Raw genomic sequence first — 14363 nt, 5'->3', positions numbered from 1 at the left:
TTGGGAATTTTGAGCGGTCCTGGTGTCATCTCCTGACCAACTTCTACAGACGGCGAGTGCCGGGTCGGAGCAGACACCTACGCACGCACGCTCACTTCACCGCCTCCGCATCTTCGACTTCGCCGGCAACCGGCACATTGCCCGACGGGCTCATCATGCGCGGCTGCAACATCAGCGCGACGAGACCTGTCCAGCCGGTCTGGTGCGAAGCGCCGACGCCGCGCCCGTTGTCGCCGTGGAAGTATTCGTGAAACAGCACGAGGTCGCGGCAGCGCGGATCGGCCTGTAGCAGCGGGTACGCGCCCATCACGGGGCGCTCGTTGTTGCGGTCGAGCAGAAAGAGCGTCGTGACGCGGCGCGCGAGTTCGTCGGCGATCTGTGCGAGAGAAAGCTTCTTGCCCGAGCCCGTTGGATATTCGACGCGAAAATCGTCGCCATAGTAGCGATGGAATTCGTACAGCGACTCGATCAGCAGATAGTTGACCGGCATCCATACCGGGCCGCGCCAGTTCGAATTGCCGCCGAACACGCGCGAGTCCGATTCGGCGGGCAGGTATTTGACGCGGAAGTCGCAGCTGTTGTGGCGGTAAACGAAAGGTTCGTCGAGATGGGAACGAGAAAGCGCACGCACGCCATGGTCCGACAGAAACTCGGCTTCATCGAGCATACGCCGCAGCAGCGCCTTCATCCGGTGGCCGCGCAATAGCGAGAGCAGCAAGGCATTGCCCTTGCCGGGTTCGTTCCAGCGCGAAACCAGGCCGGCAAGATCGGGCCGGTGCTGCAGGAACCAGACTAGCCGGTCGCGCAGCCCCGGCAGGCCGCCGTGCACCCGCTCCTCCAGCACGCGCACGGCGAAGAAGGGAATCAGCCCGACGATCGAGCGCATGCGCAGCGGCACGCTGGTGCCGTCCGGCAGCCTGAGCTTGTCATAGAAGAACTCGTCGACGCTGTCCCACAGGCCGGTCTCGCAGCCGTCGTCGCAGCTCACCGCGCCCGCGATATACAAAAAGTGCTCGAAGAACTTCACGCCGATATCGACGAACACATGGTTCGCAAACGCGAGTTCGAGCGCGATGCGCATGAGGTCGAGCGCGTAAGCCGCCATCCACGCCGTGCCGTCCGCCTGATCGAGGTGGCCGCCCGTCGGCAGCGGCGACGAGCGGTCGAAAATGCCGACGTTGTCGAGTCCGAGGAAGCCGCCCTGGAAGATGTTGTGGCCGTCCGCGTCCTTGCGGTTCACCCACCACGAAAAATTCAGCAGCAGCTTATGGAAGATGAGTTCGAGAAATTCCCGGTCTGCCTTCCCGGTGATCGACCGATCGATCTCATACACGCGCCACGCCGCCCACGCGTGCACGGGCGGATTGGCGTCGCCGAATGCCCATTCGTATGCGGGTAACTGCCCGTTCGGATGCTGATAGCGGTCCTTCACGAGCAGCAGCATCTGCTTCTTTGCGAACATCGGATCGATCAGCGCGAACGCGACCGCCTGAAACGCGAGGTCCCACGATGCATACCACGGGTACTCCCACTTGTCCGGCATCGAGAGGATGTCCGCGTTGCACAGATGCCGCCAGTCCGCGTTGCGCCCGCGCGCGCGGCTCGCGGGTGGCCGCGGCTGCTGCGGGTCGCCTTCCATCCAGCGATTGACGTCGTACTGGTAGTACTGCTTCGACCACAGCATGCCCGCCAGCGCCTGGCGCTGCACGAGCCTCGCGTCGGCGCTCTCGATGTCGCGCTGCAGCGCGTCGTAGAACGCGTCTGCTTCGGCGATGCGTTGCGCGAAGAGATGTTCGATGTCGAGCGCCACCTCTTCTTTCGCCTCGGACACCGGGCGCCAGCGCAACGTGACGACAGCACGGCCGTGCGCCGCGATCTCGAAATGCACGCGCGCGGCCGCCTTCGTGCCGGCGTCGCGCCGGATCGCGTCGTTGTTGCCATGCACGACATAGTCGTCGAAGCCGTCCTTGAACGGACCGGCGCCGTCCATGCCGAATAGCCGCTTCACGTTGGTCTCGTTCTCGCAAAACAGCCACTCGACGCGCGCGCCCTCTTGCGCGGCCGCCGTCACGATGAGGGGCTCGTGCGTGCCACAGTGCGCGACGACATGCTCGCCGTCCGACGACGAGACAAGCGTGAGCGACGGCTTGTCTCCTGCGGCCTTCCACGACCACGTGTTGCGCGCCCAGATCTGCGGCAGCACGTCGATCGAAGCGTGCTGCCCGCCGCGGTTCTCGACTGTCACGCGCATGACGATGTCTTCCGGCGTGTGCTTCGCGTATTCGATCTGTACGTCGAAATAACTTTCGTCGTCGAATGCGCCCGTATCGAGGATTTCATACTCGGGCGAACTAGCGCCGCGCCGCGCGTTTTCGTCGATCAGGTCCTGGTAGGGAAACGCCGCCTGCGGGTACTTGTAAAGCATGCGCATATACGAATGCGTCGGCGTGCTGTCGAGGTAGAAGTACAACTCCTTCACGTCCTCGCCATGATTGCCTTCTTCATTCGTGAGGCCGAACAGACGCTCCTTCAAAATCGGGTCGCGGCCGTTCCATAGCGCGATCGAGCAGCACCAGCTCAGCCGCTCGTCGGCGAAGCCGGCCAAGCCGTCCTCGCCCCAGCGATAGGCGCGCATGCGCGCGTGGTCGTGCGGGAAATAGTCCCACGCGGTGCCGTGCTCGCTGTAATCCTCGCGCACCGTGCCCCATTGGCGCTCGCTGAGGTACGGGCCCCAGCGTTGCCAGCGAGCGTAATCGGTCGAGTACAGGCGTTGGCCTTCGACCGTGTGGATGAGGCCGGCGGCGCGCTGCAGCATGGGCATCTCCTTGAATTGGGGCCGCCGGTGTAAGGCTTGCGACGGCGGGCGGCGCTCGAGCGCCGCGAGTCTCCCATGCTAGCGCGGTTGCCCGCCAGGCGTGCGCAGCGGGCAACGTGTGCGAGCTAAGCCGTGTCCTCGAGCCGTTTGAGAACGCGCAGCAGTTCGCCCAGCGACCACGCCTGGAACGGTGCGCCGCCGGGCCGGTGCGGCGCATCGCCATCGGCGACTTCGGAAATATGATCGAGCCCGGCGCGCTCGAGATGCGCGAGCAGCGGCGCGACGAAACGCTCGCGAGCAAGTGAGCGTTGCACCGCAGTATCGCCGTTCACGCGCAGCCAGGCGTCAACGAAGGGACCGAGCAACCAGGGCCAGACGGTGCCCTGATGATAGGCACCGTCGCGCTCCAGCACGCCGCCACGGTATTGCCCGCGATACGCGCGGTCCGAGGGCGCGAGCGTGCGCAGCCCCATGGGCGTGAGCAGATGCGTTTGAACCTGCGCGACGACCGCGCGCGCCGAATCGCCTTCCAGCAGCGCGAAGGGCAGGCCGCCTGCCGCAAAGATCTGGTTCGGCCGAATCGAGCTGTCGGCCGTGCCGTTCACGTGATTGACGTCGACCACGTCGAACAACGCGCCCGTGGACGGATCGACAAAGCGCGCGGCAAACGCGGCGCTGGCGCGCACTTCGAGCTCGCGCCAGCGCGCATCCCATGCCGAGGCGATGCGCAGCGCGTTGATCCACAGCGCCTGTATTTCGACCGGCTTGCCTATGCGCGGCGTGACCACCCAGTCGCCCGCCTTCGCATCCATCCAGGTGAGCTGTACGCCCGGCACGCCCGCTCGCAACAGGCCGTCGCCTGGGTCGACTGCGATCTGGTAGCGCGTGCCGCGCGCATAGCCTTCGATGATCGCGTCGACGGCGCCTTGCAACACGTGGCGTGCTTCGGGCGGCACATTCGCGGCGGCGAAATAGTCGTGCACGGCCACGACGAACCACAGCGACGCATCGACGGAGTTATATTCGGGCGTACCACCCGCATCGGGAAAGCGATTTGGCAGCATGCCTTCGGAAACCGTCGCCGCCCATTCGAGCAGGATCGCGCCAGCCTCCTCGTAACGCTTGTTCGCGAGCAAGAGACCTCGCATGGCGATGAACGTGTCGCGGCCCCAATCGGTGAACCACGGATAGCCCGCGACGATCGTGCGGCCGTCGCCGCGCGCGACGACATAGGCACTGGCCGAACGCTGCAGCCGCGAGCCGAGCGAAGCCCGGCGCACTTCTTCGGAGCCCGCGAGCCATTGCGCTCGGTTCGCGGCGCTTTCGCTGCCTTCATGCGAGGTATCGCCCACGTCGAATGATGGTTGCGCGCGCAACATCATCACGGCGTCGCCTAAGCCGGGATCGAAGGTGAATACGCCCGGCGTCGCGAGATCCTCGATACAGTCGAGACCGCGCTCTCGTTCGCGCGTATAGCAGAAGTTGCGATACCAATCCGGCGCATGTGTATAGCAGCCGTTCGAGCGCGCGACAATGGCAGGCAGATCGCCGTACGGTTGCCAGCGCACATGCTCACCGTCGATCTGGGCATCGAAATTGAACGCGGAATTCTCGTGGTGCAACGCGTGATAATCGCGGCCCGACATCAGCGGCCGGACTTTCAGCAGTGCGCCGCGCGCTCCGGACGGTGCTTCGAGCCGCCAGCGCAGTACCGTCTCGCGACTCGCCTTCGCAACGAAAACTTCAGCTGTCAGCACGCCGCCGCCGTCCAGCCGGTAGCGCCACGTGGGCCACGGCGATGTGTCGAAGCTTGCGATGCTTTTCGACGTGTCGGGATAAAGGAGATCCGGCGCGTAGCGCTGCATCGTCAGCGCCGTTTTGCGCTCCCCGTCCTCAAGCCAGGCTTCGATGCCGTTCACGAGCACTACGCGGTTCGTGGGCGGCTGCCTGGCCGTGAGCAGCAGAGCGTGATAACGGCGCGTGCGTGCGGTCCCCACGGTGCCGGAGGCGAATCCGCCAGCGCCGTCAGCTTCGAGCCATTCGTCGTCGAAGCGGTCCGTATCGATGGGGCTGTCAAGACGCGTCATCGGTTGTCCTACCCTCGTGGATCACCTGCGCAACGATACTCCCGTCGGCTTGCCGCTGCCGGGAAGCGAGCCGAAAGCCGGCGGGGTCCACGCTATAACGGCGCGGGCGACGTGAACAGCGCCGCTTCGTTTACGTGCGAGCAGGCTGCCCGCGCCGTTGCCGATAGTGAATCTGCGCGGGCACCTGAATGGACTCGGGCGCGCCAACGCCTTCGAGCAGCGAAAACACGCAACGCAGGCTATGTTCCGCGAGTTGGCCGCTGTCCTGCACGATAGCGTCGATGCGAATCGGCAGGCAGTCGAGCAGTTGATGATCGTCGAAGGTCATCACGCGCTCAGGCGCCTGCGCGAGCTGGTGCGCTTCGTTCACGAACGCCAGCAAGCCTTCGAGCAACGTAATGGAACCGGCAAAAAGCGCCTCGGGATAGCGCCCATGCGCCTCGAACCAGGCTTTCATCAGCGCATAGCCCGACTCCCGTTGATAGTCGCGCTGAAACACCCAATCGCCCTGCTCCGCAATGCCATGCCGTTCGAGCGCGAGCCGATAGCCCGCCAGGCGATCGCGGCTCGGCGAGAGTTCTGGCTGGCCGCCGAAAAACACCACTTCACGCGCGCCTTGCTCGATCGTCTCACCCACCAAAGCGGCCACGGTTTCGGCGGCGTCGGTGATCACGTAGGGAATGGCGCTCGTCGCCACGCGGCGATCGGCGAACACAATCGGCAAACGCTTGACCCACTTGTCGTAGCGCGGCGCATCGGCCGTGCACGGCACGACTACCACGCCGTCCACCTGCTGCGCGACCAGGTGCGCAATGCCCTCGGTCTCGCGCACCGGATCTTCGTCGCTCGTCACGATCACGAGTTGATACCGGTAGCGCTCGCGGCATTGCCACTCCATGGCCTGAGCGAGCGCGGCGTGCGCCGAGTTGGTCAGATCGGGAATCACGAGGCCGATCGTGTTGCTGCGCCGCGAGCGCAGCGAGCGTGCCGATTGCGACGGCGTGAAATGATGGTCCCTCGCCACCTGCAGCACGCGTTCGACCGTTGCCGCCGAAATGCGGTAGCGCTCGGCATTGCCATTGAGCACCATGCTGGCCGTGGTGCGCGAGACCTCCGCGAGGCGGGCAATGTCGTCAATAGTCAGACGCTCGAACTGGGACACGCGGCGTTCCTGCTGGGTGTGGGTTTGGGATCGGGTGAACGCGAGAGCAAAGAGCCGGCAACCCGGCTGTGAGGAAGGGCAAATCCCCAAACGAAACGCCCCGTGTGGCACGGGGCGCTCAGTGCTTCCCAAGCGCGCGCATACGCGAAGATCTTCGCGTCAAATGGTACTACGCTTCGCGCGCGCCTGAAAATGCGCTTACTGCTTGTACAGGTTCAACGGCACCGGGATGAACTTGTCGACCGGCTTGCCGTCCACCAACTGCTTCGCGGTCTGCACGCCATACTGGCCAATCAGTTCGGGCTGCTGCTGCACGGTGGCGGCCATCTGCCCGGCCTTGACTGCGGCGATCGCGTCGTCGGTGGCGTCGAAGCCGACCACGGCGACATTCTTCAGGCCAGCCGCCTGCAGCGCCTTCACCGCGCCCAGCGCCATTTCGTCGTTCTGCGCGAACACGCCCTGAATGTCCTTGTTGCTCTGAATGATGTTTTCCATCACCGAAAGGCCCTTGGCGCGATCGAAGTCGGCAGGCTGCCTGGTGATGATCTTCACGCCGCCCTTTGCCGCGATTTCATCGTCGAAACCGGCGCCGCGCTCGTTGGCCGCCGACGAACCCGGAATGCCTTGCAGCTCGACGATGTTGCCCTTGCCGCCCAGCTTGTCGGCGAGAAAGTCTGCGGCCATCTTGCCGCCCGCCTTGTTGTCGGAAGCGATATGCGAGCTGACTTCGGCGCCGTTCACGCTGCGGTCGAGCGAGATTACCTTGATGCCCTTGCTCGTCGCTTCCTTCACGACGTTGGCCACCGCCGAAGAATCGGTCGGGTTGATGAGGATGACGTTGACCTTCTTTTCGATCAGGTCTTCCACACTCGCCTGCTGCTTCGCAGGATCGTTCTGCGCATCGACGGTGATGAGCGTGACGCCGTCCTTCTTCGCTTCGTCTTCGGCGCCCTTCTTGAGCGAGACGAAGAACGGATTATTGAGCGTCGAGATCGACAGGCCGACCGTGACCGCGCCGCCCGAAGCCGGCGCTGCCGCGGACGCGCCGCTCGCGCCCGCGTCGGCAGCGCTGCCCGGACCTTCCTTCGAGCAGGCCGCGAGGCCCAGCGCGAGCGAGCCGGCGACGAGCGCCGCAAATAGCTTCGAGACCGACGGCGAAGTGTGCTTATGCATAGTCTTCCTCCTCGTTATATGTGGAGTGTGTGGAGACAAAAAACTCAGGATAACTATCGATACAAAACTGCCGCGCCACGCGAATCGAGCGTGGCGTGGCATGGGTGTTACGACGACTTCTTGTTGCCGCGATCGATCAGCACGGCGAGCAGGATCACGATGCCCTTGATGACCTGCTGATAGAACGACGACACGTCGAGCAGGTTCAGGCCGTTGTTGAGCACGCCGATCAGGAGCGCGCCCACGAGCGTGCCGAAGATCCAGCCACGGCCGCCCGTGAGGCTCGTACCGCCCAGCACGACCGCCGCGATGGCGTCGAGCTCGTAGCCCGTACCCGCGGTTGGCTGCGCGGAGTTCAGACGCGAGGTCAACACCACGCCTGCGAGCGCCGACATGACACCGGCGATGGTATAGACCCACAGCTGGATGCGATCGACCTTCACGCCGGAAAGCTTTGCCGATTCGGCATTGCCGCCCGTCGCATAGATATGGCGGCCGAATACGGTCTTGCGCAACAGCACCCAGAACACGCCGAACATCACGAGCATGAGCACGACGGGAATCGGCACGAGGCGCGCGACATAGCCGCCGCCGAGCAGCGAGAAGAAGTCGCTGTTGAAGCTGCTGATCGGGCTGCCGTTCGAGACGACGAGCGCGAGACCGCGCAGCACCGTCATCGAACCGAGCGTGGCGATGAACGGCGCGACCTTGCCCTTGCTGATGACGAGGCCATTGGCGAAGCCCATCACGCCGCCAGCCACGAGACCGGCGAGCGTCGCGACGATGGCGGGCGTGCCGGCGCTGAGCAGCGTCGCGATGATCACCGAGGAAAGCGCGAGCACCGAGCCCGCCGAGAGATCGATGCCGCCGAGCAGGATCACGAGCGTCATGCCGAACGCGATCAGCGCGTTGATCGACGCCTGCCGCATCACGTTGAGCAGATTGTCGACCGTGAGAAAGTCGCGGCTCACGATCGAGAGCGCCACGGCAATGATCAGCAGTGCTACGAAGGGGCCGAGCTTTTGCAGCGTCGCCCTGCTGCCGGGGGTGAGGGTCACTTGCGACATGTCATGTCTCTCGAGATTGCTGTGAATAGGTAAGCGCGAGCGCTTCAGGCAGCGACGGCGCGCGCCGCAGCCACATCGCCGCCCGCCGCGGCCGTCATGATCAGTTCCTGGGTGGCGTTGGCCGCTTCGAAGATGCCGTTCTGGCGCCCCTGATGCATGACGAGAATGCGGTCGCTCATGGCCAGCACTTCGGGCAGTTCAGACGACACCATCACAATGGCAACGCCTTGCTCCGCAAGCTGATTGATGATCGTGTAGATCTCGGCTTTGCCGCCCACGTCCACGCCGCGCGTGGGCTCGTCGAGCAGCAGCACTTTAGGCGGCTGCGCGAGCCACTTCGCGAACACGACTTTCTGCTGATTGCCGCCCGAGAGCGCCTTGACATCCAGTTCCGCGTCGCGCGTACGCACGCGCAACTGCTTGATGAGGCCGTCGACGGCGCTGCGCTCCGCACGCTCGTTGACGAAACCGAGCGTGGCGTACTGGTCCAGATGCACGAGCGTCGCGTTTTCGCGCACCGACATGCCGAGAACGAGGCCCTGACGCTTGCGGTCTTCCGTGACGAAGCCGATACCCGCCGCAATCGCACTGGACGCGTCACGCACGTCGAGCGCGCTGCCGTCGAGCGTCACCGAGCCCGCGGTCTTGCGGTTCGCGCCGAACAGCGTGCGCAGAATCTCGCTGCGGCCCGCGCCCATGAGACCCGCGATACCGAGCACCTCGCCCGCGCGCACATCGAACGTAATGCCTTCGATATGCCCTTCGTCCGCCAGACCGGCCACGCTCAGGCGCACCTCGCCCGGCGCATGGCTGCGTTTCGGGAAACGCTCGCCAATCTCGCGGCCCACCATCAGCCGCACGATCTCATCGAAACCCGTCTCGCGAATCGCGCGCTCGCCGACGAAATGGCCGTCACGCAGCACGCTGATCTTGTCGCACACGCGGAAGATCTCCTCCATGCGGTGCGAGACGTAGACGATCGCCACACCGCTCGCCTTGAGCGACTGCATGATCTCGAAGAGCGTTTCGATCTCGCGGTTCGTGAGCGCGGCGGTCGGCTCGTCCATCACGAGCACCTGTGCGTTCAGCGAAAGCGCCTTGGCAATTTCCACGAGCTGCTGTTGACCGATGGAGAGCAGCCCAGCCTCCGTCTGCGGATCGATACGCTGCGCGCCGACTTTGTCGAGCCATTTGCGCGCCTCCTTGCGCATCGTTGCGGTATCGACCATGCCGAAGCGGCTCGGCTCGCGGCCAAGGAAGAGATTCTCCATCACCGTCAGTTGCGGGATGAGGTTCAATTCCTGGTGAATGATGGCAATGCCCGCGCGTTCGGCCTCGACCGTGCTGCGGATCAGCACCGCGCGTCCATCGACGAGGATCTCGCCCGCATCGGCTTGATACACGCCGCTCAGGATTTTCATGAGCGTCGATTTGCCTGCGCCGTTCTCGCCCATCAACGCGTGGATCTCGCCTGCCTCGATGCGGAAATCGACGCCTTCGAGCACCCGAACCGGACCGAACGCCTTGCCGATCCCCTGCATCATCACTTGCATCCTGGACCTCTCAGAAGATCACGCCCGAATGCAGGATCACATTCGCATAGGGGCTGCACTCGCCAGTGCGGATCACCGCTTTCGCCTCGCGGCAGCGGCGCTTGAACTCCTCGTGCGGCACGTTTTCCACGGCGATGCGCGCGGCGGCCATGTCGCGGCTGCGCGCCACCACGGCCGCGTTGTGGGTCTGCGCCTCGCTCGCGAACACGGCGCGCTCGGCCTTGAAGTCGGCGAGCACGCTGTCGAGCACGGCGAAGAAGTCGGGCACGCCGGCCGCAAGCGAGACGTCGATGCATTCCACGCCGTCGGGCACCGGCAGCCCGCAGTCGGCGATCACGAGGCTGTCCGTGTGGCCCATGCGGGCCAGCACGCGTGCGATATCGCGATTCAAGTGTCCGTATTTTTTCACTGCGAATCTCGGGCTTGCGTGTTCAGGAAGGTTTCGAGTTCGGCGAGCGTGGGCATGCCGCCCTGCGCCCCGGCGCGCGTCACGGAAAGCGCGCCCGCGGCGTTCGCGCGCCGCACGGCCTCGCCAATGCCGAGATGCCAGAACGCCGCGAGTGCGCCGTTGAAGGTGTCGCCGGCGCCGGTCGTATCGACGGCCTCGACAGCGAAGCCCGGCTGATGCACGAGTTCGCCATTCGCGTCGGTGTAATACGCGCCGTCTTTACCGTGCGTCATGGCGATGCGTACGGGCGAACGCGCGATGACCTCGGCCCACGCACCTTCTGGCGTTTGCAGCGCGGTCGCGAGTTCATGCTCGTTTGGCGTGAGCAGCGTGGTCAGCTCGAGCAGCTCGCCGCTCAGTTCGACTGCGGGTGCAGGATTGAGAAAGAAAGGCTTGCCATGCTCGCGTGCGCGCCGCGCGGCGTGCAGCACTGTTGCGTAGGGCACTTCGAGTTGCGCGAGCACGACGTCGGCCTGCGCGATCGCAGCGCTTGCGCGGTCGATGTCTTCGGCAGAAAGCTCGTGGTTCGCGCCGGGCACGACGATGATCGCGTTGTCGCCGCCCGAAAGCGTGATCGAGGCAATGCCGGTCGCTTCACGACCCGTGCTCACGTGGGCGATATCGACGCCTTCACGCGCGAGCGTCGCTTTCATTTCGCCGCCGAAGGCATCTGCACCCACGCAGCCGATCATCGTGACTTCGGCGCCAAGACGCGCCGCGGCGACCGCCTGATTCGCGCCCTTGCCGCCCGGATGCGTCGAAAAATGCGTGCCGAACAGCGTTTCGCCGAGCCGGGGAAACGTGTCGGTCGCGACGACCATGTCCATGTTGATGCTGCCCACCACCACTACGCGCGCCATTGCACTCCCTTTCCACGGCTTCCCGCATCTGCGATTTTTTGCCGTGCTAAAACGTAATCAGCTTGGGAGCGCAGTTATACCAGAGTCCTCACGCGGGTGAAATAGACCCAGGGTATTACCGGATATGCGTGGGAATATGTCCCCGTTTTTTGATGACCAACCGCACGGGTACGAGCGAGGCCGGGACGGCGGTGCACTGTCGGGCCATCGATTAATACTTCAACAGTTCGTCTAGCTCCTTTACGCGGCTTTTCGTGATGTTCGCCATACACTCCCAAAAGAAAATGTAACGCTCCGCCGCTGCGCCCATAGAGTACGTTTCGCTATAGCATTCGTTGTCACGATACGTTGTCCAAGCAGCTTGTGCCTTTTCGAAGTAAGGCGACGATGGCGGTTCGCCATCGGTTTTTAGTGACTTGTCGTTGTTTTCGCTCCTGGAACGTATTGCCTTCAACTTCTTTTCCAGTTGGCTGCTCGCGTAGTTAAATTTCAGGTGCGAGCACTGCGCCAAGTCATCGTTGCTCGCGTGCTCGCCTGTGTTGCACATACGCGCAACTTCCGCCTGTGTTCGGCCGGAAAATGAAGCTACTGGTGACTTGAAGTTGTGGTAATCAAACTCGCCTGAGTACACGGTCTTTGCACTAGCAATGATAGGCAGTAGTGCAAGCGCATATAGGACTTTAGTGCGAAGAATCATAAACCCCCGCTTCGAACATCTCTGCTTCGCGATGACGACGCCTGAGCAAGCCCTTAATTGGGTGGCCTTTTGACGTTGCGTATGTCCGCATCCTGTCGCCGACTTTGTTGTATTGCCCCGTATTGACAAAATCGAGGAGTGCGTCTCCGTGATGCTGCAAGTTATACATAAAACATACCAGGGCATCGTATTCGAACTGAAACAGCGGCACCTTAATCGCGTCGTTGATGGTCCTCTCAGCCCATGCAATGTCTTGCCGAAGAAGCGCTTCCGCTTGCGCTTCGCTAATTCCTTTTTGAAAAGGCTTCTCGGACGCAGCGCCGGAAATTTTTCCCAAGTGTACCAAGTGACCATAGCCCACCGTGGCGTTCCCGGCCTTGCTTCCATCCGTGTCATATATGGTGGCGCTATACGCTTCCCAGCCCTCAAGAAATTTAACGCCGTCTTCGGACATTTTCCACGGCTTGCCCAAGCGTTGCGTATATGCCGTGACGTTCGAGTCGGGATCGGTGTTTGATACTGCGGTTGCGAGTGCGTCAGGCATTACGACTCCTGCTTTTGACCAAGATAGATTCGGATGGCTTGAGCGTCTTTTGTTTCATAGCGCTCAGTGCGTCCCTGCGAATCTGTTACGCCGTGCCGCAGTTCGCCCGAAGGCATGCGCACGGTGTAGTACATTTCTGCAAGCCGCAACCCCTTTGCATCGCGAAGCGTGAACTGTTCGTCGTAAGTGTCAGTTTGCGCAATATTACGTACGTTTCGGTTTGCGCTTTGTCCTTGCTTTCCGAATAGAACGCATTGGAGTTACCCGCCGCGAGGACAAAGTTCTTTCCGCATGGACACAGAACGCCGTCCATGTCTTTCGCTAACGGGAAGCCTTCATCCATCCAGTCGCCAGTAGTGCCGTAAATCGGCCATCCGCCTTTGCAGTTTCCGCACGTCGCATGACTCTCCTTACGGGCGTACATTTTTCCTTCTTCGTTAAAGTAGTTGCTCCGGCCAATCAACACCCCGCCCGTAGTGGTGCGGTCATAGTCCGCTACAAGTCGATCAAACATGCTTACTCCCGGTGTCCGAGATAAACGGCTATCTTCGCGCCGATGAACGTGATTGGCGTGCCGTGGCGCGTGCAGTTATCGATACCGTCGAGCACGACACCGCCCGCCGTCGTTTTTTGTCACCAAACTCGTCTCATTCCGCACTCCACTTGTTATGCATTTGCTGCTCCAGCATTTCCGTACCTCCGTGTAGAAAACCAGCGCGGCAATGCGCCCGGCGAAGTTTTATACTCTGCGGACAGACTGGAAACCGACAATCGGACTACTCCTAAATTGATTTGTAGTACGATGAATTTCACATGGAACAGAAAGGAAGCAGGTCGCTGCCTGATTCCAGTCAAGCACGCATATGCAGTTGATACTCGGGGTAATCCCTCGCAGCCTGCCTCGCTAGCTCAACGATGCGCGACGCGCACCTCAGCTGCTCCCGCACAGTCACGTGCGCGTACGGCCCTGTCGAACAGCATGGCGATACGTTCGAAGCAAACGTCACGCGGGTCCAGTACGACATACAGATCGTGCGATCTCGCCAGCCAGTTTTTCTTTGGTGCAGGCGCCCGGGAAAGGACTTTGGTGTGACACCGCACCCGCTCCGGCTCAGGTCCTCCCGCTCGAAACAGGGAGAGTGAAGGTAAGCGGGCGTTGACAGACTGGCTCGTACAGCGCGCCGTCAAGAAAAAAAGGCGGCCCTGAAGAGCCGCCCTTCAACGAGGATTACAGACGAACAAGTCGTCACAGCTTGCTGAAACGACGCAGAAACGGACGGAGACGTAATCCATCCCTGCACCAAACAGCGTAGGCCAACGCGGCGAAAGATGTGTTGCAGATTCTGCCCGTGTCACAATCCAGAACAGCGTCAGCAAAATCACACCCTATGATTTTTTGATTTTTCAGTCCAATGCTCCGCCCACGGCTTCAGGTATCTGTTCGCAATGCGGTACACGTTAGCTAGAACATAGATGCCGTGGCTCACTGCACCGTATCCGGCTGAGCCCGAAGTTTGTCTTTTATAGCGGTCAGGCAGTTCGTGAACTGGGTGCGAAGCCCCACAGAGTTGCTACTCGGTTCGGCAAGGCCGTCCGTTGTCACAGTCCATCCGCCAGGCGTACGAGAAATATCGAGTTCGAAGTACTCGGCCGATTCGCTATCCAGGACCACCGACTCACGAAAAGGGCCCCTTGCCGAACGAATGACCGCTTCGCAGCCCTGCTGGAGCCGGGCTGGACCATGAGTGGACAGACCGATTGAGCCGTCGCGAAAGGGCACTGCGCCGTACATGCGCAACGCCTCGAACTGCGTTGGCATTGCGGCAGTGACGAACTGGATGTCCGAATCTGAAATGGAATTTCCGCATCCCGCGAGGACGCCGACAAAAACTGCAAGCGTGAGGCGAGCGCAGTCGCCGCCTACCCGTAGTCTCCGCGCAAACGTTAGCGTTTTCAT

General features: G+C 62.4%; 12 protein-coding genes. All 12 read right to left on the bottom strand.

All coding sequences use genetic code 11. The features are described 5' to 3' along the window. Positions 1-91: 91 nt before the first annotated feature. Positions 92-2821: an MGH1-like glycoside hydrolase domain-containing protein gene (locus L0U83_RS24065; protein ID WP_233886695.1), complete on the bottom strand. Its 2730-nt coding sequence runs from the start codon at positions 2819-2821 to the stop codon at positions 92-94. Between the two features lie 119 nt (positions 2822-2940). Next, on the bottom strand, positions 2941-4902 hold the full coding sequence (locus L0U83_RS24060) for an amylo-alpha-1,6-glucosidase (RefSeq protein ID WP_233886694.1): 1962 nt from the start codon (positions 4900-4902) through the stop codon (positions 2941-2943). A 130-nt stretch (positions 4903-5032) separates the two neighbouring features. Continuing rightward, positions 5033-6064 (bottom strand): substrate-binding domain-containing protein, encoded by a 1032-nt coding sequence (locus L0U83_RS24055; RefSeq protein WP_233886693.1) that lies wholly within the window; start codon positions 6062-6064, stop codon positions 5033-5035. Between the two features lie 198 nt (positions 6065-6262). After that, the gene (rbsB, locus tag L0U83_RS24050) at positions 6263-7237 is read right to left on the bottom strand and encodes a ribose ABC transporter substrate-binding protein RbsB (protein ID WP_233886692.1); all 975 of its coding nucleotides are present in this window, start codon (positions 7235-7237) and stop codon (positions 6263-6265) included. A gap of 107 nt (positions 7238-7344) precedes the next feature. After that, on the bottom strand, positions 7345-8304 hold the full coding sequence (locus L0U83_RS24045) for an ABC transporter permease (RefSeq protein WP_233886691.1): 960 nt from the start codon (positions 8302-8304) through the stop codon (positions 7345-7347). Between the two features lie 44 nt (positions 8305-8348). Continuing rightward, positions 8349-9848, bottom strand: a complete 1500-nt coding sequence (locus L0U83_RS24040; RefSeq protein ID WP_308445069.1) for a sugar ABC transporter ATP-binding protein — start codon at positions 9846-9848, stop codon at positions 8349-8351. A gap of 19 nt (positions 9849-9867) precedes the next feature. Further along, the gene (gene rbsD, locus L0U83_RS24035; RefSeq protein ID WP_233886689.1) at positions 9868-10266 is read right to left on the bottom strand and encodes a D-ribose pyranase; all 399 of its coding nucleotides are present in this window, start codon (positions 10264-10266) and stop codon (positions 9868-9870) included. Further along, entirely contained in the window at positions 10263-11165 is a 903-nt protein-coding gene (gene rbsK, locus L0U83_RS24030) for a ribokinase (protein WP_233886688.1), read from the bottom strand. The genes rbsD and rbsK overlap by 4 nt, the downstream gene beginning before the upstream one ends. Positions 11166-11376: 211 nt before the next feature. Next, positions 11377-11862, bottom strand: a complete 486-nt coding sequence (locus tag L0U83_RS24025) for a lysozyme inhibitor LprI family protein (RefSeq protein ID WP_233886687.1) — start codon at positions 11860-11862, stop codon at positions 11377-11379. Next, positions 11846-12406: a lysozyme gene (locus tag L0U83_RS24020; RefSeq protein ID WP_233886686.1), complete on the bottom strand. Its 561-nt coding sequence runs from the start codon at positions 12404-12406 to the stop codon at positions 11846-11848. The genes L0U83_RS24025 and L0U83_RS24020 overlap by 17 nt, the downstream gene beginning before the upstream one ends. An 85-nt stretch (positions 12407-12491) precedes the next feature. Then, positions 12492-12920 carry a PAAR domain-containing protein gene (locus L0U83_RS24015; protein WP_233886685.1) on the bottom strand — a complete coding sequence of 143 codons (429 nt, stop codon included), beginning with the start codon at positions 12918-12920 and terminating at the stop codon, positions 12492-12494. 969 nt (positions 12921-13889) lie between these two features. Then, the gene (locus L0U83_RS24010) at positions 13890-14363 is read right to left on the bottom strand and encodes a hypothetical protein (protein ID WP_233886684.1); all 474 of its coding nucleotides are present in this window, start codon (positions 14361-14363) and stop codon (positions 13890-13892) included.

The sequence above is a fragment of the Paraburkholderia flagellata genome (assembly GCF_021390645.1).
In the GTDB taxonomy this organism is placed as follows: domain Bacteria; phylum Pseudomonadota; class Gammaproteobacteria; order Burkholderiales; family Burkholderiaceae; genus Paraburkholderia; species Paraburkholderia flagellata.
This window is presented reverse-complemented; position numbering and strand designations above follow the sequence as displayed.